The sequence below is a fragment of the Phytoactinopolyspora halotolerans genome (assembly GCF_010550675.1).
GTDB classification, from domain to species: domain Bacteria; phylum Actinomycetota; class Actinomycetes; order Jiangellales; family Jiangellaceae; genus Phytoactinopolyspora; species Phytoactinopolyspora halotolerans.
In genome coordinates this window covers 16,283-36,723 of record NZ_JAAGOA010000019.1, presented here as the reverse complement: position 1 = coordinate 36,723, position 20,441 = coordinate 16,283, and the positions used below count along the sequence as shown (strand labels likewise).

Below are 20,441 nucleotides of genomic sequence, written 5' to 3'. Positions count from 1 at the left end.
GCGCTCGGACGATCGTGGCCCGCCCGCCACCCCGCGACTCGTCTGTCGGACCGCCGTGATGGAATCGGTTCATGAGTGATGACCGGCCGCAACTGATCCCGCGCGACGTCCTCTTCGGAAATCCGCAACGTGTCTCGCCCACGCTTTCGCCGGATGGGACGCGCCTGGGCTTCGTCGCACCCGACGAGGGTGTCCTCAACGTGTGGGTCGGTCCGGCGGATGATCCGTCGGCGGCGCGTCCGGTCACCGCGGATCGCGGTCGCGGCATCCGCATGTTCGACTTCTGCCACGATGACCGCACGCTCGTCTACCTTCAGGACACCGACGGCGATGAAGACTGGCGGCTCTACGCCCTCGACCTGGAAACCTCAGAGGCGGTGCTGGTCACGCCGCAGACCGGGGTGACCGCCGGGGTGCTCGCGCACAACCGTTGGCACCCGACCACCATGCTGATCGCCCTCAATGCGGACAATCCGGCGCTGCACGACGTGTACCGCCTGGATCTGACCACCCGTGAGATCGAGAAGGTCGAGACCAACCCCGGCTACGCCGGCTGGATGGTCGACTCCGATCTCAACATCCGCGGCGGGGTCGCCATGACCGAGGACGGCGGCGCGGTCGTTTATGTGCGCAACCGACAGACCGGCGAGGACGAGCCCTGGCTCGAGGTGGGGCCGGACGATGTCACCGCAACAGGCGTGTACGGGTTCAGCCGCGACGGCAACACCGTGTACATGACCTCCAGCATCGGCGTGAACGCCTCACGGTTGCTGCGGGTCGATCTCGCCACCGGCGAACAGAGCGTGCTCGCCGAGGATCCCGAGTACGACGTGGCCGGCGTGACGTCGCACCCGGAGACCCTGGAACCGCAGGGAGTGACGTTCGTCAAGGAACGCAAGGAGTGGGTCCATCTGGATCCGGAGTTCGGCGCCGAGGTCGACTTCCTGCGTGCGCAACTCCGCGGTGAGGTCGGCATCTCCAGGTCGGTGCGGGACGACCGCCGCTGGGTCGTGCACGACGTGCTCTCTGACGGGCCGATCCGGTACTACATCTTCGACCGCGACACCCGCGAACTCACCTACCTGTTCTCGCACCGGCCCGAGCTGGAACAATACGAGCTGGCCGAGATGGAGCCGTTCAGCTTCACCGCCCGCGACGGACTCACCGTGCACGGGTACCTGACCTTCCCGGTCGGTGCGGAACGTAAGGATCTGCCCGCCGTCCTCAACGTGCACGGCGGACCGTGGGCACGGGACACCTGGGGATATGACCCCGAGGCGCAGTGGTTCGCCAACCGCGGATATGTCTGCGTCCAGGTCAACTTCCGCGGCTCGTCCGGCTACGGCAAGACGTTCATCAACGCCGGGAACAAGCAGTGGGGCCTGACCATGCACACCGACCTGCTCGACGCCGTCGAGTACCTGGTCGGGCTGGAGTGGATCGACCGGAAGCGGGTCGGGATCTACGGCGGCTCGTACGGTGGCTACGCGGCACTGGCCGGCGCGGCGTTCACACCGGACGTCTTCCGGTGCGCCGTCGACCTGGTCGGACCGTCCAACCTACTCACGCTGCTCACCTCGATCCCGGAGTACTGGAAGCCGCAGATCTCGCTGATGTACAGCCGGGTGGGCAATCCGGAGACGGAGAAGGACCTACTCTGGGCGGCGTCGCCGCTGTCCAAGGTCGACGACATCCGCATCCCGATCCTGGTCGCACAGGGCAAGAACGACCCGCGCGTGAAGGAGGCCGAGGCGGAGCAGATCGTCAATGCGCTCGCCGAGAAGGGCCTCGATTACGAGTACCTGCTCTTCGAGGACGAGGGGCACGGCATGGCGAAGCCGGAGAACCGGGAGCGCTTCTATGCCGCCGCCGAGAAGTTCCTCGCGCAGCACCTCGGCGGCCGCTCCGCCGACTGAGCACCGTCACGTCACGTCACACCACCACCCGCTGCGCCGCACCCCTCGACCCTGCCCTAAATGATCATGTGAAGTGGGTTTTCTCCAGCACTACCATGTCTGCAGACCTGTTGAAGCACGAGAAAACCCACTTCACATGATCATTTAGGCGACAGGGAAGCGCCCGGGAGAGCACCGGTGACGGGCCGCTCCCGGGCGTTCGTGATACAGGTACGCCCTGGCTGCTACGTGGCGTAGGGCTGCAGGGCCGCGGCGAGCGGTTCGGAGACGCGCGCGTGGATGCGTGTACCCGTCGGCTCGTGGTCGACGGTGAGGATCTCCCCGGTGGAATGCACCTTGGAGATGAGCTCGCCCCGGTCGTACGGAACCAGCGCGTCGACCTCCACCGGAAGCTGCGGCAGGCTCTCCTCGATCACCGAGCGGAGCTTGTCGATGCCCTCCCCGGTCCGTGCGGAGACCGCCACCGCACCGGTGTCGGCACGCAGCAGCCGGGTCACGACGTAGGGGTCCGCGGCGTCGAACTGGTTCACGGCCACGATCTCCGGCACTTCAGAGGCGCCGACCTCGGCGAGCACCTCGCGCACCGCGCTGATCTGGCCTTCCGGATCGGGATTCGAACCGTCGACCACATGCAGCAGCAGGTCCGCCTGGGCGACCTCCTCCAGCGTCGACCGGAAGGCCTCCACCAGTTCGTGCGGCAAGTGGCGGACGAATCCGACCGTGTCGGCGAAGGTGTACACCCGTCCGTCCGGCGTCTCCGCGCGACGCACGGTGGGGTCCAGCGTCGCGAACAACGCGTCCTCGACCAGCACTCCCGCGCCGGTGAGCCGGTTGAGCAGCGAGGACTTGCCCGCGTTGGTGTACCCGACGATGGCGACCGCAGGCACCTGGTGCCGACGACGGTCGGACCGCTTGGTCTCCCGCGCGGTGCGCATGCCGTCCAGGTCCCGGCGCAGCTTGGCCATCCGGGTCCGGATCCGGCGCCGGTCCGTCTCCAGCTTGGTCTCACCGGGTCCACGGGTCCCGACGCCGCCGCCCGCGCCGCCGGCCCGACCACCGGCCTGCCGGGAGAGGCTGTCACCCCACCCGCGCAGACGCTGTGACAGGTAGTCCAGCTGCGCCAGCTCGACCTGTGCCTTACCTTCACGGCTCTTGGCGTGCTGCGCGAAGATGTCGAGGATCAGCATGGTCCGGTCGATGACCTTGACCTTGATCCGGTCTTCCAGGTTGCGCAACTGCGACGCGGACAGCTCTCCGTCACAGATGACGGTGTCCGCTCCAGTGGTCAGGACCACCTCGCGCAACTCCTCGACCTTTCCGGAGCCGATGAACGTCGCCGGGTCTGGCGTCCTGCGCCGCTGGATCAGGCCCTCGAGCACCATCGAACCGGCCGTCTCGGCGAGGGCGGCGAGCTCGGTCAGCGAGTTCTCCGCGTCGGCGGACGTGCCGTCGGCCCAGACTCCGGCGAGGACCACACGTTCCAGGCGCAGCTGCCGGTACTCGACCTCGCTGATCTCTTCGAGTTCGGTCGACAGGCCGGCGACGCGGCGCAACGAATAACGGTCTTCGAGGTCGAACTCGCCGGTGGTGAGCTCAGCATCGGCCCGATCCGCATCCTGCGGGTCGATCTCAGACGCGCGGCCATCGCTCGCGGCGTCATGCGTCCCAAGGTCGTTCTCTGGCGTCTCGGTGTATGGATCGAAAGTGATGACCCGCTGCGGGTTTGTCGTCATGCTCCTTCTTCCGCCCCGGCTGGCTTGGACCGGGACATGAGGGATGTCCAGTTATGTCTGTAGGAATAACGCGAACGACGCGCCCACGCTTCCCGTAACCCAAGGATGACACGTGAGCGGCCGTCAATCACCATCTTTTTGCGCCGACGGCGCCGGCCGCACGGCGCCGACGGTGTGGTCACCGCCGACGCCGTGGGCCGTCACCGCTCGGGACTCATCCGCGTGGACGCCGCCAACCGCAACGCCGACGTGGTCCGCACCGAAGCCGCCAGGCGGCGGCCTCTCCGCTGCGCAGCACGTCGACGGGAACGGAGAACGGCGCTGGCGAGCACCGCCTCACGGCGTTCCGACTCGATCTTCATCATGTTGCCACCTCTCAAACCGGTAGCCCTCCCCCGCAGAAGGCCACCACGTACGACGCTAGTGTGCGGATCACAGCCCGAGATCAGACTGTGGTCGGCAATCGGCGTCGTCCTATGGGAGGAGACGCCCCGGAGACGCATAAGGATTCTGTAACCTACGTCACATGCTCCTGAGCTGCGCAGAAGCGCTGGCGCAGGGCGTGCCGATCAGCGCGGGTGCGACGTCAGCGCGGGCACGACGTCAGATCGTGACGCTACCGCGGACACCGAGCACGGCGGGTCCCGTCAGCAGCAGCTCGCCGTCGTCGCGCCGCGTCACGCGCAGCCGACCGCCCGGCACATCGACCACGTACGACGTCGACGCCGCAGCGCCGTCACGCACCATCGCCACCCACGCCGCGGCGCACACGCCGGTGCCGCACGAGCGGGTCTCGCCGACCCCGCGCTCCCAGACTCGCAGCGCGATATGCCGCTCCCCCGCCACCGTCACGAACTCGACGTTGGCCCCTTCCGGGAAGATCTCTTCCGGACTCAGGGTAGGCGGCTCCGCCAACATGCCGAGGCGGGCCAAGACGCTCGTCGGATCCATCCGGCCGTGCTGATCGGCTCCGCTGTGCCCCGGCCGCCCTGCCGCATCCGCGCTCGCGCTCGCCCCGGAGCTCACCCCGTCCGGGTCGGTGGGCGCGCCATCCAAGGCATCCTCCACGAAGACAACCGCATGTGGGTTCGGCGCGGCCACCGCCACGGCCGGCCAGGTACGGCCGGCCCCGATGTCGACGGTGACGCGGGCAACGTGCGCGTCGCCGTCCGCCACGGCTGCCGCCCCATCTTCCCCGCCACCCATCGGTGTGGCACGGCCCATGTGCACCGTGTACTCGCCATCCGCTTCGGCACGCACGGTCCGCGGACCGCCGCGGGTGGCCACGGTGAGCGTGTCGTCGTCGGCCATGCCGTGGTCGAACAGGTAACGGGCCATCACACGCACGCCGTTACCGCACATCTCGGCGAACGAGCCGTCCGCGTTGCGATAGTCCATGAACCACTCGGCCTCGGAGGCCTGCTCGGCGACCTCGTCGACGCGCGCCGTGCGCACGACGCGGATCAGACCGTCGGCCGCCAGCCCCGAGTAGTGGTCGGTCAGCCGCCGAACGGTCGGCGGATCCAGAACCCGGTCCAGCTCTCCGTCCGGGTCCGGCACCACCACGAAGTCGTTCTCCGTGCCGTGCCCCTTGACGAAGTCCACCAATGCCTCCATACGACGTATCGTTGCTCCGACTCTCCTACCCCCATGATCATGAACAGTAACCGTGCCATATCAACGGTAAGTGTTCATGATCATGGGGAGGTGAAGTGCGCGTTCTGCCCGGTCCGGCGCGTCGAACGGGATCCACTCGATCCGCTCGTCCTTGCGGAACCACGAGTCCTGCCGCCGGGCGAAGCGCCGCGTCGCTCGCACGGTCTCCTCCCGGGCCTCGTCCTCGGTGCATTCGCCGGCCAGGAAGGACAGTACCTGCGCATAGCCCAGCGCCCGGCAGGCGGTCCGGCCGTCGCGTAGCCCGGCGGCCTCCAACCGGCGCACCTCATCGACCAGCCCCGCGTCCCACATCGCGTAAACCCGGCGCTCGATCCGGTCGTCCAGCACCGGCCGCGGAACGTCCAGCCCCGCCTGCACGACGCCGTCGTACGCGTACTCCCTGGGCGGCAGCGTCGCGGAGAACTCCCGGCCGGTCAATTCGATCACTTCCAGCGCCCGCACGATGCGCCGTCCATTGCTCGGCAAGATCGACGCGGCGGCGTCCGGATCCCTCTCGGTGAGGCGCTGGTGCATACGCGCCGCCCCGACCTCGGCCAGCTCCGCCTCCAGCCGCGCCCGGATGTCGGGGTCGGTGCCCGGAAACTCGAACCGGTCCAGGATCGCCCGCACATACAGCGCACTGCCGCCGACGACGACCGGCACGACGCCACGCCCGCGGCAGTCGTCGATCGCCGACCTGGCCATCCGCTGAAACTCCGCGACGGTCGCCGTCTCCGTCACATCCAGCACGTCCAGCAGGTGATGGATCACGCCGCGCCGCTCAGCGGGCGGAACCTTGGCGGTGCCGATGTCCATGCCACGGTAGATCTGCATGGAATCCGCGTTGACCACCTCTCCCCCGAGCCGCAGGGCAAGCTCGATGGCCAGGTCGCTCTTGCCGGCGGCCGTGGGGCCCACCACGGCGACGATCGGCGTCTGCGTCACGTCCGCCGTCTCCCCTCTCCACCCATGCTCATCAGTCCAGTTTCACACGGCGCCGCGCACGACGACGACGCGCGCCGGCGGCCGGTTCCACAGGTGCGCCGCGGCCGCCGCCGACGTACGAGCCGTCAGGCGATCGGCATCGCGGCGGTGGTCATGAGTTCGTAGCCGTCTTGCGCGTCCAACCGGCTGTACTGCACGGTCACCGGCACCGAGCTCTGGATCCGGCAGCCGTACGGCACGTCGCGCGGGATGGTGACGCCGACCATCTCCGGCTGGTCGGTGCGGATGTGCACGTTCCGCCGCGCCGGCACGGTCACCACGGACGTCACCGGCTCCCGGTCGGCGAAGAACAGCTGCAGTTCCAGCCGCGCGTCCTCGTCGGAGACGTTCAGCACGCACAACGCCTCGTGACTGGGGTGCTCGCCCACCGACCGGCTCGGCAGGAAGCAATCCGGCACGTGCCAGACGCGGTGTCCCTCACCCGCCGGAGAACGCTCCGCCTCGACCGGCTGCGATGTCGCGATGGTGTCTGTCAACGATCCTCCCGAGTCGACCCTGTCATGGTGGCCGATTACGCCACCCGTACGCCGATTGTCTCGTCAAGGACATCGGCATGGCGAGAGAGGTCCGGCCCGGCGCCGCACTCACTCCGCCCTGACGCTATTCGACACGCGCGAAAAGACGCACAAAGTACCCAAATGCGATGCCACATTTCGCCGCCAGGAAACCGCAGCCGGACTCGACAATCATCATGAACGCGCTGTTCACAGCGATGTCACTAAGACGCCGCACCATCTCGCCGGTCTTCGCAAAATGAACGAGTGCCGTCGCGTACCGCACTCACTTCGCGTCCGTTTCGGGCCGTAATGTCGATCCCGGAGAACCGGCCCCGGGACACGTTTACGGGGGTTCGGAAGGTGGAACGAAGGGGTGCATGTGAGATGACTACAACCGTCGATCAACCCATTGGGCAGATCATCCGCTCGGCACGCCAGCGCCTGGGATTGAGCCAGTACGTGCTGGCCGATCAACTCGCGGCGATATCCGGGAAAAGCACCATGGGGCGCGACCGGATCGCGCGCTGGGAGCGCGGCAGCCAGGTGCCACGAAGCGAGTGGCGGCAATGGCTGGCCGCGGTCCTGGATGTGCCCGCCGAGCGCCTGGACGCCGGCGCCGAAGCCGCCCGTCGGCAGAACCGGCTCGGCCATGCCATGGTCACCGCCACGGCACCGAACGGCTCGCACACGGCCCGCCGCTCGCAGGGCACGCCCGCGCTACTCCCCGTCTTCCGGTCCCGGGTCCAGGCCGGCATCCTGGCCGCCACACTGCTCAACCCGAACCGCGCGTTCAGTCTCTCTGAGCTGGCTGAGCAGGCGGGCGGCTCGCTCGCCTCAGTCTCCAAGGAGAGCAAGCTGCTTGAAGAGGCCGGCATCCTGTACACCAGGTACGACGGGGCCATCCGGCTGATCCGCGCCGCCACCGACGAGCCCATGCTGACGCCGCTCACCGAACTGATCCGAGTGACCTACGGCGTGCCGCAGGTCATCGGCGAGGAGTTCGGCCGCGTGCCGGGTATCGGCCGCATCGCTTTGGTCGGCACCTGGGCCGAGCGGTTCGCCGGGCTGATCGGCCCCGAGCCGGACTCGATCCAGGTCCGCATCGCGCCGCAGCGAAACGAGAAGGTCAGTGACCAGGATCTCGCCGCCGCCGCACGGCGCGCCCAAACCCGGCTGCACCGCCCCGTCACCTACAACGTCGTCCATCCACCGCCGCGCGCCGGTGACGCCGCGAACGGGCGCACCCCCAACAGGACCGCGCCCGCGCGCGTCCCAGCGCAGCGCCGCCGACGGCCGGTGGTCCAGATCGTCTCGCACTCCGCCCTGAATGCACTGCCGCCCGCGGCAGACGCCTGGACCACCGGCGCCGACAAGATCAGGAAATTCCTCGACGACGGCCAACTCGAGCTTTTCAGCGGCGACTCGGCCGACGCCCGGCCATACTTCGAGGTCGCCGACGCGCATCTGACCTCCGCCGAAGAAGTCGCCGGACACTCGCCAGGATCGGCGTTCGTGCTGCTCTGCCAGGCAGTCCGGTCCATCGCGCTCGGCCTGCTCGCGGCGCAAGGGCTCCGCCCAGTGGCCGGAAGCCGGGCCAGCGTGCTGGGGCAGGCGGTGGTCGCCCAGTTCGGGCCGCAATTCCGGCAGGTTGAGCTGTTGCGCGAACGTCTGCTGGAGCTCGACGACCCCACCTGGCGTGATAACCGGATCGGCGACCTGGACGTGCACGGCGCGATACCCGCCGCACGATCGCTCCTCAAGACCTCACAGGACCTGGCGATCGAGCTCAACCTCTTCACCTGAGCACACCCGTCACGACGAGGTTTCCGCACCTAACATCACCAACGGGCCCTTTCTCCACGTCGTCGGAGGCGAAGCGCGACATGAGACGCAGAACACACGTGCCCGTAATGTCCGCTATGGCGGTGACGCCACGATTGGAGCCACACTCAGGGACATGAGGCGCGTAGATCCGTCCAGGCTGGCCGGCGCACACGAGGCGCATTACGCCACCCTGTTCGCAGAGGTGACTGTGCACGAGGTGAAGGACATGGACGGCCGGTCGTATTGGCGCGTCGTCACCACGGACCATCGATCCGGCTCCGCAGACGTCACGACCACCCTGCTGTACGAGGACTGCGAACCGGAGGAAGCGGCGGCCGACGCCCTGCAATACACCTACGTCAACGAGTGACGCCGTCGGCGGTCGTGCCGTCGGCGGTCGTGCCCATGACGGTCCCCACCGACGACGGTCGCCGCAGACGATTGGGTCATCGCCTCCGCGTGCGTTCGTCATCGCGGTCGGCGGTGCCGCTCCGCTGGTGTGGAATCGACGTCGGCTCCGGGCTTGTGCGCAGCGCGATACGCGGTGATTCGCCATACTTCTCGCGGTAGACGCCGCCGAAATAGCCGTAGTGATTGAACCCGAACGAGCGCGCGATCCGGTCGACCGTCACGCTTCCGGCCGATGCCTCGAGCAAAGCCTCACGTACCCGCTCCAGCCGGACGTCGCGATGGAACCGGCCCGGCGTGGTGCCGAGATAGTCCTTGAACGCGATCTGCAGCATCCGCGGGCTGATGGATACCCGGGCGGCCAGCGTCTTGGTCTTGTGGTCCTCCTCCGGATTACGCTCGATGATCTCCACGGCCTCCCGCAGGTAGCGGGGGAAGGTCGCCCAGCGCGGATCCGCCCAGGCTTGCCCGGCAGTGGCCTCGAATCTCTCGTCCAGGGCACGCGCGTAGTTGTGCGGCTGCACGTCCAGCAGCGTGTCCATGATCAGAAGCTCCGATCGGCGCGCATGCCTGGGATCCTCCAGGAGCGAGCCGGGCGTATCCAGCTCCTGGACCATGAACAGCCACCCCCGGAACCAGCTACCCGCGTGGCCGCGGAAGTCCATCAGGCGCTCGAACTGGAGCGGCGTGGCGACGATGCCGTCCTTGACGCGCTTGCTGAGCATCACTTCCAGTGCTGCCTGTCTGATCTGCAGCACCAGCATCCGGCACCCCGCGTTGACCCGCATTGACGGGCGAGCAGCCGGCCCGAATACCACGGCCCGATTCCGGGCCAGACTGTACTGCTCCGGACCGAGCGTGACCTCCGCGACGCCGGACAGCGGCGCGTGGATGACGTGCCGATCATCCGGGATGCGGTACGTCAGGTAGACGTCGCCGCCCAGCTCGACGTATCCAAGCTGAACGTCTGGCATCAGGTAGCGGTGGACACGGGGACGGAGAACGGGCTCCTGGGAATCGACGCCCACGACGTCCCATCCCAGAGCAGTGTGGAGGACCTCACGGACGCCCTCGGGGCCTACGGATTCACATACCTCATGGCGTGCAAGCGGCAAGAGCCTTGCCTGCTCTTCATTCACGGACTCTATCCCCTTGTAACGGGCTTCGGTGGCTTCGTCGAACAGGCCCCCTGTAGCGAACCGAGTCCCGCACCCCACGGCGGTTCTGAACGCTCCACCGCTACATGATCAGGGACGACGGCGAACCCAACAATCAAATAGGCGAAACGCGCAGTCGTTGATGCGCAACCGCGCCCCGTGAGCACCGTGACAAATCAGTCTACATAACGTCGAATTGTCAAAAAAGGGCATACGTGAAACTTCACCTCGCGATCGTGCGCAGAGCTGCATTAATGGCACGTTATAACGGAACGGCATCTCTTCACTAACGAGGAGATTCCGCAACGCGAGTGACAATTGCTCGCGCCGGCGGAGCATCTCACGCACCGCAGGCTCGGGCGCGATGTCAGAGCGCGGCTCACCGCCGCGCAGACCGCATCGTCGCCGTCCCACCCCGGGGGGAACAGCGGCGCGGGGGCATCGTGACCGCGCCGGCCTGGCTCGCGCTCCGATCGACGAGCGCATGACAAACGCCGGTTCGTCGCCCTTCCCACCCTAGGGCGACGAACCGGCTGTGCAGCACGCAACGCCAGCACGAGGCAGCATGCACCTGCCTGACGAGGTAACGAGGTGGCGGTAGGCCCTACCTCGGACTCAACGTCCGCTACCGCTGCCGCCGAGCGCGCACGAGACAACAGACTCGTACATCTCGACCCGGAACACTAGGGCCGAAGGTCCTTGACATCGACGCTATGCACAATCGCGACCGAGCCGCGACATTTATCCCGCCCCTTCGAGCACGCTCATCTACGACGCCGCAGTTCCCGCTTCTCGGCCAGTCGGCGCCGCACGACATGATCGCTGCCGCGCGGAATCCAGGGCGATCGATTGGCGTCAGGAACGCTTACGGCTCCCTCGCAGATAAGGAATCTCGAGCGCCGAAAGGACGGGAAACAGCGGCTCCGGCCCGGACTCATTCTGCTCGAGCGCCTGAACGTCTTGCAGCGTCACGCCTGCCATGCGGGCCACATCACGCTGCTCCAGGCCGCGGCGGAGGCGCCTGTTCCGGATGACGTCTCCAAGCGTGCGCTCGTCATCGACAATCTTCTCGGCATTCGTTGTGTCATTAGCGGACATGGCCACATCCTGACCGAGCGCAAATCGCCTGCACACAACGGCCTGCGCCCCACCGCTAGGGTGCGGCCTGACGTGGCCAGCAGGAGCGCTGGTCATTGATTTCTCGATCGATATCCCGGCGTCTCACATTTTGAACGCGAAAGCCCTCGATGCCAGAAATGCCCAGAAACCGCGTCAGTTCCGTGCGTCGTGCTCGCCGTCGCCGACACTCGTGTCCGCACTCTCGTCGACGCTCGTGTCCGCGCTCTCGCCGGCCGCAGTGGCAACCACCGCACCGGCTCGGTCATCTGAGGCGCCGCCGTCGCGCGCACTGCCCATCCGGCTCAGCGTGTCCATGGGTTGTTCGCCGAACCGTCGCACGTAGTGCCGGATCAGATGGCCGAAGCTGCTATACCACAGCCCCGTCGCCACTTCCTCGACGGTGGTCGTATCCGGCGACCCCTGCACCAGCAGGTCGTGGATGCGATCGAGGCGAGCCTCGATCACGAACCGGGACGGCGTCGTATCCAGGTATTGCCGGAACCGGAGCTCAAGCGTGCGCACACTGACGGCGCCGTGCTGCGCCAGCGAGATCACCGTGTGGTTCCATTCCGGATGCTCGTCGACGGTATTGAGTACCTGCACCAAATCCGCAGGATAGTGTGCTGGCCAGCGTGCCCGCTGGTCCAGCCGGTAGGCATTCACATTGCCTCCCCGACATCAACTGGTAGGGACAATGCACCGCGGAGTGCCGCGGTGCGCGCGAGCGGCCCCGGGGCCATGACTCACCCTCGGTCGGAACAGCCCGTTGGCCAACGGATCCCGTCACATTCACCTGCCCACGCCATATGCCATGGGCCTGACCGGCGCGGATTCTCTTCCGTGCCGCCGGTCGTCTTCCTCGTCACTCACCGCCTCTGGCCGGCGATTCAGGGTTCCGTCCAGGACGCGGACGTGACCGATCCGCCTCCGACGCACGGTCCATCTCGGCGTCGTCGCGGACAGGCGGCGCACTGAATTTCTCAAGCGCTCGCTCCGCAGCTTCCCGCACCGCGTCGGCAGGGCTACGGTGTGCGTCGTGCTGCGTCATCGATACCGTGGCCTCTCTCGTGTGGCCGTGCCATCACCCATCGCTACGAACTGTGAAATAGCCACTTCAAGAATCGTAAGGTATGCCCGCAGCCGCCACAACCGTCACACCGAAGATCTTTCCCGGTCATCGGTGCCGCGCCGCACGTGTGCGGCGCGGCACCGCACCCACACCACGCATCCTTGAGCCGCCAGTCCCACGCCCACCACACCAAGCTGGGCATCAGGTGACGCGCGCGTCGGAGTTCTCCCCCGGCGGCCGCGCCAGCGTGATGCGTGGGTGCTCGCCGAACCGCGCCGTGTAGTGGTTGGTGAAGTGCCCCTGATGCCGGAAACCCCAACGCCGGAACGCCTTCTCCACGGTGGTCTCGTTCTTGGTGGACCTCAGCAGGGTCTCGTGCACCCGGTCCAGCCGGGTGTTCCGCACGAACGTCGTCGGCGACACGCCCAGATGCTCCTTGAAGCTCATCTGCAGGCTCCGCTCACCGATGTTCACCCGGCGCGCCAGCAGCGGCGTGGTGTGGTCATCCTGCGGCTGCTCCCGGATCAGCCGCAGGGCCGTACGCAGATACGCCGGATATGCCAGCTCAGGGTCACGCGGACGCTGCACCGGCACCCCAGCCGGGCCGTCGCGGACGATCGCCTGCGCGTAGTTGTGGGCATGCACCTGGAGGAACAACGTGAGCACCTGACGCTCGGACTGCTCGGCGTACCACTGCTCATGCATCAGCGCGCCCTCGCGCGCGAACTCGTCCACCAGCATCCGCCACCGCAGATACCAGCTCTGCCCGTGTCCGCTGCCGATGTTCATCCGGCGCTCGAAACGCAACGGCTGACCGAGCGGCTGCCCGGTCATCTCCCGCGTCAGCCCTTCCAGGACGCCGCGGTCCGCCCGCAGCGTGAGCATCCGGAAACCGTCCCGGCACCGCATGGTCAACTGCCCGGCATCGGAGAGCACCGCCGCCCATCCCGGCGTGATGTTCATGTGCTCGCCGTCGACGGAGACCGCGGCGATGCCGGACATCGGCACCAGCACGACGACGGAGCTGCGGTCGACCATGAACGTCGCATCGGTGTCGGTCACCAGCTGCACATAACCGAAGATCGCGTCGCGGATAGCTCGGCGATGCACACACGGCTCCCCCGCAGGCGCGCTGGCCACATCGCGGGGTTCCCAGCCGAGCACCTGACGGAGCCCCTCCCGCAGGCCGTCGTGCCCGCCGGGGAGGCTGAGTCTGAAACGCGCGAGCGGCAACGGCTCGTCGTCCTTGTGATTCACTCCTCGGCGCCCTTAGACCGTCACCTGCCAGCGTCTGTGCTGGACAGTACTGTCATATGTCGCTGACACGACAACTCGCCTAACGGTCACGCCCACTCTCTCCCACACCGTGCCCGATCTCGGTCTAGCGACTCATCATCTGGCACTTAAGCGATCATGACCATCAAAAGTCCGAAAAGTTACTTCCCGTCCCCGAAAGTTCCGGATTGCGGCACTACCGCCGGGGCCCGCATCGGATCAGCAAACCCCCGCATACCGGCACGAAACATACAGGTCACCGCAGTTCCCGGCGGTACGCGCCCGGCGATCGTCCGCACGCTCGGGCAAAATGCTCGTAGAAGCTGCTCTGCGACCCGAATCCCGCCGCATACGCGATCTCCGCCGTCGTCATCGCCGTGGTGATGAGCAGTCGCTGCGCCTCGGCCACCCGGCAGCGGGTCAGGTAACTGCCCAGCGTCGTCCCGACCGCCCGGCGGAACAGGGTCATCGCATAGTTCGGATTCAGATGCGCGGCCTCGGCGATGTCCACGGTGGAGATCGGCTCCCGGAAGTGGGCGACGGTGAACTGCGCCATCGCCGTCACGTTGCGCATCGCCTCGCCCGTGCCGAGGGCAGCGCGCCCACTGTCCGTATCGGATGCGTCCCGGGCGTGCCGGAGCGCACGACGGACCAACGCCTGCGCCTCCAGCAGCACGATCGTGGCGGTGTCGTCGTGAGTCAGCTCCTCGCACCAGGCGGTGAACATCGCCGCGACGTCCCGCCCGATCGCCGTCGCCGGCACGATCACCGGGCGCATCGTCAGCACCTGGCCGAGATCGCGGTCCGGCAGCCCCCAGCCCAGCACCGTACTCAGCGGGACATGCACCCAGCACACGTCGCCGTCGGCATCCTCGCCGGCGCCCACCAGGCGGTGCGGCGTCGCCGCCCAGAAGATCGCCATCTGCCCTGCCGTCACGCTCAGGTAGGAGCCGCCGAACAGGTAGTCCAGCCGCCCCTCGAGGACGAGGTTGACCTCGACGTCATCGTGCCGGTGCGGCTTCGGCATCGCCGGCGGGGCGCCCCGGCGCACCCACAGCGACGACTCCATCGTGACCACGGGGTCACCGGCCGCGACGGACTCCTCCACCACTGGCAGGTCCCCGGTCGGGGAGACGTCCGCGTCAGCGACCGCCGTCGCCGGCGGCGCGGGCATATCCATCCCGGGATGGTAGCGCGGGACCTGAGCATCCCGGAACTCCTGCCGCGCGGCACGGAAGTGTCCCGGGATTCACATCACTAGCGTGCAGTCATGAGCTACTCCGGAAAGATCACCATCATCGGCGCGGGCGGGTTCGTCTTCCCCTTCCGCCTCATCGGCGACCTCGTCAGCTTCCCCGCGCTGCGCTCCAGCACGCTCTGCCTGATGGACGTCGACGCCGATCGACTCTCCCGCACGGCGACGGCGGCCCGCGAGCTCGTCGCACACCACGGCTTCGACGCCGACGTCGTCGAGACCACCGACCGCCGCGAGGCCCTGCGCGGCGCCGACTTCGTCATCATCACCTTCCAGGTGGGCGGCGTGGAGTCGTACCGGCACGACGTGGAGATCCCGCGCCGGTACGGCATCGACCAGCCCGTGGGCGATACGGTCGGCCCCGGCGGCGTGTTCCGCTTCCTCCGCTCCGTCGAGGCGTACACAGCGATCGCCGCCGACGCCCGCGAACTCTGCCCGGACGCACAGTTCATCAACTACGCCAACCCCATGGCCATGGCGACGGCGTTCCTGAACGCGCAGGGCCTGAACACCGTCGGGCTGTGCCACAGCGTGCAGGGCACCACCCGCATGCTCGCCCGCACCCTCGACGTGCCGTACGACGAGGTCAGCTATCTCTCCGCCGGCATCAATCACCAGGCGTGGATCCTGGAGTTCCGGCGCGGCGACGAGGACCTCTATCCGCGCCTGCGGGAGACGATGCGCGCCCGCCACCTGCGCGGACGTGGCGCCGCCGGACTCGCCTCCGACGACGGCGACCACAGCGAGGCAGCCGAGGCGGCCAGCACCTACGAGGGCGGCAACGAGCAGGTGCGCACCACCATCATGGACGCGTTCGGCTACTTCCAGACCGAGTCCAGCCACCACGCGTCGGAGTACCTGCCGTACTTCCGCAAGAACCCGGAGCTGGTGCGCGAGTACATCCCGCAGCGCTGGGACTACTACGAGATCTGCGCCTCGCACGACGAGCAGGGCGACATCGACGAGCAGCTCGCCAAGCTCAAGGAGCATCTGGCCCCGTCGGTGGAGTACGGCGCCAGCATCGTCAACTCCTCAGTCACCGGGGTGCCCAGCGTCGTCTACGGGAACGTGCCGAACAGGGCCGGCATCATCTCCAACCTGCCCGCCGACGCGTGCGTGGAGGTGCCCTGCCTGGTGGACGCCAACGGCGTACAGCCGACGGCCGTCGGGGCACTGCCCCCGCAGCTGGCCGCGGTGAACCGGACCAACATCGGCGTGCAGACGCTGGCGGTGCGGGCCGCGCTGAGCGGCAACCGCGAGCACGTGTACCACGCGGTCATGCTCGACCCGCTCACCGGTGCGCTGCTCACCGTCGACCAGATCCAGCAGATGACCGACGAGCTGCTCACCGCGCACGCGGACCTGCTGCCGGCGGCGCTCAAGCCCGACGCCGCCTGATTCCCAGGCCGTCCGGCAACCGATCAACTTCCCGGGCAACCTCAACGGAGAGGACGACGGTGAAACGAACACGACACATCTCGTCCGTGCGGGCACGGCGCGCACCATCGGCGGGGCCTCGGCCCGTCTCGCCCGCGCGGACACGCGACACCTCACCCGCGGCGCGAGCGGAGATGAGCCGGCGAGGCTTCCTGGCGCTGTCCGGCATCTCGCTCGCCGGGGCACTGGCCGCCTGCGCCGGAGAATCCACCTCGACGACGCATCTGCGGCTGTCCTCCTGGAACATCCCCACCGATCTGGAGACGTACCAGCGCATCGCGGACGAGTTCGTCGCCGACCACCCCGGCACCAGCGTGTCGGTGGAGGTCACCACCGGCCAGTTCCACCAGTGGTTCATCACCCGCCTGGCGGCCGACCTGGCGCCGGACATCATCCGGATCACGCCGCAGCAGATCGGCCGGTACGCCGCGAACGGCAGCCTGGTGGACCTATCCGGTGCGATCCCGGCCGACTATGCCGACGACTACTCGGAGCCGTTCTGGGCGATCGGCGCGCGCGAGAACGGCGTCTTCGGCATCTTCCAGCACACGGACACCTTCATCACGTTCTACCACCGCGACGTGATGAAGCAGATCGGGGTGACCCCGCCGTCGTCGCTGGACGAGGCATGGCGCTGGGACGAGTTCCTGCAGATCGCCGCCGAGGTCAAGAAGGTCACCGGGCGCTACGCGTTCGGCTTCGGCTGGAGCGGGACGCAGACCGCGTACCGGTGGCTGCCGATCGTCTACCAGAACGGCGGCGCGTTCCTCGGCGAGGACGGGCAGACACCCAGCATGGACACCGACGAGGCCATCGAGGCGCTGGAGTTCGGCCGTCGCTGGTACGCCGACGAGCTGGTCTCCACCAGCAACATGTGCAAGTCCGGCGGCGGCGACGTCTCCCGGAACATGTTTCTCACCGGGCAGATCGGCATGATGCTCAACAACCCGGAGCCGATCACCCAGCTCGACGAGGAGATGCCGGACCAGTGGGGCACCACCTACATGATCCGCAACACCGACGAGGCGTCCGACCTGGGCGGTAACGCGCTCGCGGTGACCAAGTCGAGCAAGCACCCGGGACTGGCGGCGGAGCTCGTCGCCTACATCACCAGTCGGGAGAAGATGGTCGACTTCTGTCACGAGGGCAACTGGCTGCCCGCCCGAGCGTCGCTGGACGCGGCCGACATCGATTACGCCGCGCACACCGACACCATGCAGCAGTTCATCGACCAGGGCGCGCGGATTCCGCTGAGCCTGGTCAAGGCCGAGTCCGGCCAGTACTTCAGCTCGCTCAACACGGTCTTCGCCGACTACGCGGATCTGTGCTTCCTCGGCGAGCTCTCTCCTTCCGACGCATCCGCGCAGATGATGGACGCGATGCGCAGCGTCACAGCGGGGTGACATCGTGACCACACCATCCGGAATCGCCACCAGACCCACCGCGACGACGGCCGCCGACGACGACGAGCCGCGCCGGCGCTCCCGGTCGAAGGCGCCGTACCTGTTCGTCGGACCCGCGGCGTTGCTGTTCCTGGCGTTCTCGCTGGTGCCGATCGTCGTCGCGATCGGGCTGGCCTTTCAAGAGACGGCGACGCTGGGCGACGGCACGTGGGTCGGCACCGACAACTTCGAACGGCTCGGCTCCGATCCGCTGTTCCTCACGTCGCTGCGCAACACGCTGATCTTCACCGTCGGCACCGTCCCGACCGCCATGGTGATCGGCCTGGCGCTGGCGGTGGCGTTGAACCGGCCGCTGCCGGGACGGGCGGTGCTGCGCGCGCTGTTCTTCGTGCCGATGGTGGCGGCCGGCGTCGTCGTCGGCGTGATCATGTCCTGGATCTTCAACACCGACTACGGCGTGGCGAACAACCTCCTCGGGGTGGTCGGGCTGGACCGCGTCCCATGGCTGACCTCGCCGCAGTGGGCGATGTTCACGTTGATCCTGGTGGTGGTGTGGACCCGGGTGGGCTTCTGCATGGTCATCTACCTGGGCGCGCTGCAGTCCATCCCGAACGAGCTGAAGGAGGCGGCGGCGATCGACGGCGCGTCGCGCTGGCAGCGGTTCTGGAGCGTGACCTGGCCGCTGCTGCGCCCGACGACGTCGATCCTGCTGATCCTGAACGTGGTGTTCTCGCTGCAGGCGTTCGACGTGATCTACGTGATGACCGGCGGCGGGCCCGGATTCTCCACGACGGTGCTGATCCAGTACGTGTTCCGGGCGGCGTTCATCGACGCCCGGATGGGTTACGCGGCGGCGCTGGGATTGGTGCTGGTGGCGATCCTGCTGCTGTTCACGCTGCTGCGGCAGCGTGCCACCCGGAAGGCGGAGGAGGTCCTGTGAACGGCGTACGCAACCGCAACCTCGGCGGCGACCGCACCGGTCACGAAGGCGGCGCTCGTCGCGGCGGCCGCAACCGCCGCTGGCTGCTGTTCGCCGCGCTGACCGCGCTGGCGATGCTGATGATCTTCCCGGTGTACTGGATGGCCGTGTCCGCGCTGACGCCGGGCGGGCAGTCGCAGAGCAGCGAGTTCTACCTGTGGCCGTCGGATCCGACGCTGGCCAACTTCGACGAGGTATTCGCCACCCAGCCGGTCTGGCACTGGCTCGGCAACTCGATGTTCATCGCGACGGTCGGCACGGCGCTAAGCGTGTGCGTGTCGCTCGGTGCCGGGTACGCGCTGGCCAAGTACTCGTTCCGCGGGCGCGGCGTGCTGTACGCGGCGTTCCTGGTCACCATCATGATCCCGATCCAGGTGACGCTGGTGCCGGCGTTCCTGATGGTGGCGCGGGCCGGGCTGGTCGACTCTCCGTGGGCGGTGATCCTGCCGACGTTGTTCGACGTGGTCGGGATCTTCATCGCACGACAGTTCATGCTGGGTGTGCCGGATGCCCTGCTGGAGGCGGCGCGCATCGACGGCGCCGGTGAGCTGCGTACCTTCGTCCGGGTGGTGTTGCCGACATGCGGCCCGCTGGTGGGTGTGCTGGTGATCCTGGGGTTCATGAACCGCTGGAACGACTTCCTGTGGCCGCTGGTGGTGCTGCAGGGCAACGAGAACCTGACCGTGCCGGTGGCGCTGTCGACGCTGACGAACAACCCGGCGTTCAGCTCGCCGTGGGGAGCGGTGATGGCGGTCGCGACGGTGACCGTGCTGCCGTTGCTGCTGGTGTTCCTGGTGTTCCAGCGGCAGTTCGTGCAGGGCATCGCCAGTACGGGCATCAAGTAGGCAGCCGCTGGCGACGCTGGGTCGCGGATGCGTGCGGCCGGTCAGCTCGCACCGGGCTGACCGGCCACACCGCGTCTATCTCACGCCCGGCTGCCCCATGAACGCGCGGCCGGTAAGCACGGGGCCGTCGAACGGGCGGCCGTCGAGCGTCAAGCGTCGCCGCCGTGCAGCATCGCCAGCGTCACCTCGTTGCCTTCGGCGTCGGTCAGCAGCCAGCAGTCCGGTTCTGTTTCGTCCGGGACGATGGTGGCGCCGGCGTCCTTGGCCGCGCGGAGCCGCCGGTCGGTCTCGTCACCGCCGACGGCGACGTCGATCCGGACGCCGCTCCCCCGCCCTGCCGAGCCCGGGTCGATGCGCCGGAACGAGACGGCCGGGCACTGGCCGAGCGGGTCGACGAGGGGGTCTTCCGGGTGGGCGCTGTCGCGCTCGTCGTCGTAGCCGAGTGCGGCCTGCCAGACGGCCCGCACCGCCGGGATGTCCACGGCGTCCACCACCAGCTCGACCACCTGAGCCGAGCTCTGCGTGCCGTCGCCGGTTCCGAGCCAGGTGCGTAGCCCCATGTCGGCGATCGCGGTGGAGATCCGGCCGGCCAGTTCGACGTCGTACGAGGTGACTTCGGCGTCGGCGACCGAATGCAGGGTGAGCACCACCCGCCCGTGACGGATATCGACATTCAGCCGGCCGTCGCCGTCCGCACCGCAGGCCTCGGCGGCCCGAGCGGCCACGTCGACCGCCTGGCTGAGATTCTCTACTTCGACGGACGTGCCGAGCACACCCAGGACGCGACGCCAACCGAGGTCGGCGCTCACGTCGTGTCCGTTGCTGAACTGCGCTGGTTCTTTCCAGGAATCGTCCATGCCGAC

The 20,441-nt window shown here is 67.8% G+C and carries 18 protein-coding genes; 7 read left to right on the top strand and 11 right to left on the bottom strand.

Annotated features, from left to right (window positions below; translation table 11 throughout):
* Positions 1–71 precede the first annotated feature (71 nt).
* Positions 72–1,916 (top strand): S9 family peptidase, encoded by a 1,845-nt coding sequence (locus G1H10_RS23170; RefSeq protein ID WP_163742251.1) that lies wholly within the window; start codon positions 72–74, stop codon positions 1,914–1,916.
* Between the two features lie 224 nt (positions 1,917–2,140).
* On the opposite strand, the gene hflX is transcribed toward G1H10_RS23170, so the two are convergent.
* The 5 genes from hflX to G1H10_RS23140 all read right to left on the bottom strand — a co-directional run bounded on the left by hflX (position 2,141) and on the right by G1H10_RS23140 (position 6,786).
* On the bottom strand, positions 2,141–3,649 hold the full coding sequence (hflX, locus tag G1H10_RS23165; RefSeq protein ID WP_163742248.1) for a GTPase HflX: 1,509 nt from the start codon (positions 3,647–3,649) through the stop codon (positions 2,141–2,143).
* A gap of 200 nt (positions 3,650–3,849) precedes the next feature.
* Positions 3,850–4,014, bottom strand: coding sequence for a hypothetical protein (locus G1H10_RS23160; protein WP_163742246.1), 165 nt, complete (start codon positions 4,012–4,014; stop codon positions 3,850–3,852).
* A gap of 238 nt (positions 4,015–4,252) precedes the next feature.
* Positions 4,253–5,266: a diaminopimelate epimerase gene (locus tag G1H10_RS32530; protein WP_216853589.1), complete on the bottom strand. Its 1,014-nt coding sequence runs from the start codon at positions 5,264–5,266 to the stop codon at positions 4,253–4,255.
* A 60-nt stretch (positions 5,267–5,326) separates the two neighbouring features.
* Positions 5,327–6,250, bottom strand: coding sequence for a tRNA (adenosine(37)-N6)-dimethylallyltransferase MiaA (miaA, locus tag G1H10_RS23145; RefSeq protein WP_163742243.1), 924 nt, complete (start codon positions 6,248–6,250; stop codon positions 5,327–5,329).
* 125 nt (positions 6,251–6,375) lie between these two features.
* The gene (locus G1H10_RS23140; protein ID WP_174264593.1) at positions 6,376–6,786 is read right to left on the bottom strand and encodes a sensory rhodopsin transducer; all 411 of its coding nucleotides are present in this window, start codon (positions 6,784–6,786) and stop codon (positions 6,376–6,378) included.
* Between the two features lie 405 nt (positions 6,787–7,191).
* On the opposite strand from G1H10_RS23140, the gene G1H10_RS23135 reads away from it, so the two are divergent.
* Both G1H10_RS23135 and G1H10_RS23130 read left to right on the top strand, forming a co-directional pair.
* Positions 7,192–8,610, top strand: coding sequence for a helix-turn-helix domain-containing protein (locus tag G1H10_RS23135; RefSeq protein WP_163742240.1), 1,419 nt, complete (start codon positions 7,192–7,194; stop codon positions 8,608–8,610).
* Positions 8,611–8,764: 154 nt separating this feature from the next.
* Positions 8,765–9,001 carry a hypothetical protein gene (locus G1H10_RS23130; RefSeq protein WP_163742237.1) on the top strand — a complete coding sequence of 79 codons (237 nt, stop codon included), beginning with the start codon at positions 8,765–8,767 and terminating at the stop codon, positions 8,999–9,001.
* A 76-nt stretch (positions 9,002–9,077) separates the two neighbouring features.
* Here G1H10_RS23130 and G1H10_RS23125 read toward each other — a convergent pair whose 3' ends face one another.
* From G1H10_RS23125 to G1H10_RS23105, 5 genes are all read right to left on the bottom strand, one after another.
* Complete coding sequence (locus G1H10_RS23125) at positions 9,078–10,067, bottom strand: AraC family transcriptional regulator (RefSeq protein ID WP_312856625.1); 990 nt, start codon at positions 10,065–10,067, stop codon at positions 9,078–9,080.
* A gap of 984 nt (positions 10,068–11,051) precedes the next feature.
* Complete coding sequence (locus G1H10_RS23120) at positions 11,052–11,294, bottom strand: helix-turn-helix domain-containing protein (protein ID WP_163742230.1); 243 nt, start codon at positions 11,292–11,294, stop codon at positions 11,052–11,054.
* Positions 11,295–11,468: 174 nt separating this feature from the next.
* Complete coding sequence (locus tag G1H10_RS23115) at positions 11,469–11,918, bottom strand: helix-turn-helix domain-containing protein (RefSeq protein ID WP_163742227.1); 450 nt, start codon at positions 11,916–11,918, stop codon at positions 11,469–11,471.
* A gap of 667 nt (positions 11,919–12,585) precedes the next feature.
* Positions 12,586–13,641 carry an AraC family transcriptional regulator gene (locus G1H10_RS23110; protein WP_163742224.1) on the bottom strand — a complete coding sequence of 352 codons (1,056 nt, stop codon included), beginning with the start codon at positions 13,639–13,641 and terminating at the stop codon, positions 12,586–12,588.
* 274 nt (positions 13,642–13,915) lie between these two features.
* The gene (locus G1H10_RS23105) at positions 13,916–14,839 is read right to left on the bottom strand and encodes a helix-turn-helix domain-containing protein (protein WP_216853588.1); all 924 of its coding nucleotides are present in this window, start codon (positions 14,837–14,839) and stop codon (positions 13,916–13,918) included.
* Positions 14,840–14,929: 90 nt separating this feature from the next.
* Between G1H10_RS23105 and melA the strand changes: the two genes are divergently transcribed.
* The 4 genes from melA to G1H10_RS23085 all read left to right on the top strand — a co-directional run bounded on the left by melA (position 14,930) and on the right by G1H10_RS23085 (position 19,578).
* Complete coding sequence (gene melA / locus G1H10_RS23100) at positions 14,930–16,312, top strand: alpha-galactosidase (RefSeq protein ID WP_163742222.1); 1,383 nt, start codon at positions 14,930–14,932, stop codon at positions 16,310–16,312.
* 173 nt (positions 16,313–16,485) lie between these two features.
* The gene (locus G1H10_RS23095) at positions 16,486–17,754 is read left to right on the top strand and encodes an ABC transporter substrate-binding protein (RefSeq protein ID WP_163742219.1); all 1,269 of its coding nucleotides are present in this window, start codon (positions 16,486–16,488) and stop codon (positions 17,752–17,754) included.
* Positions 17,755–17,758: 4 nt separating this feature from the next.
* Positions 17,759–18,694, top strand: a complete 936-nt coding sequence (locus G1H10_RS23090; protein ID WP_216853587.1) for a carbohydrate ABC transporter permease — start codon at positions 17,759–17,761, stop codon at positions 18,692–18,694.
* Entirely contained in the window at positions 18,691–19,578 is an 888-nt protein-coding gene (locus tag G1H10_RS23085) for a carbohydrate ABC transporter permease (protein WP_216853586.1), read from the top strand. Before G1H10_RS23090 ends, G1H10_RS23085 begins: the two co-directional genes overlap by 4 nt.
* 149 nt (positions 19,579–19,727) lie before the next feature.
* Here the strand turns inward: G1H10_RS23085 and G1H10_RS23080 are convergent, their stop codons facing one another.
* Positions 19,728–20,435: a VOC family protein gene (locus G1H10_RS23080; RefSeq protein WP_163742216.1), complete on the bottom strand. Its 708-nt coding sequence runs from the start codon at positions 20,433–20,435 to the stop codon at positions 19,728–19,730.
* Between the last annotated feature and the right edge of the window lie 6 nt (positions 20,436–20,441).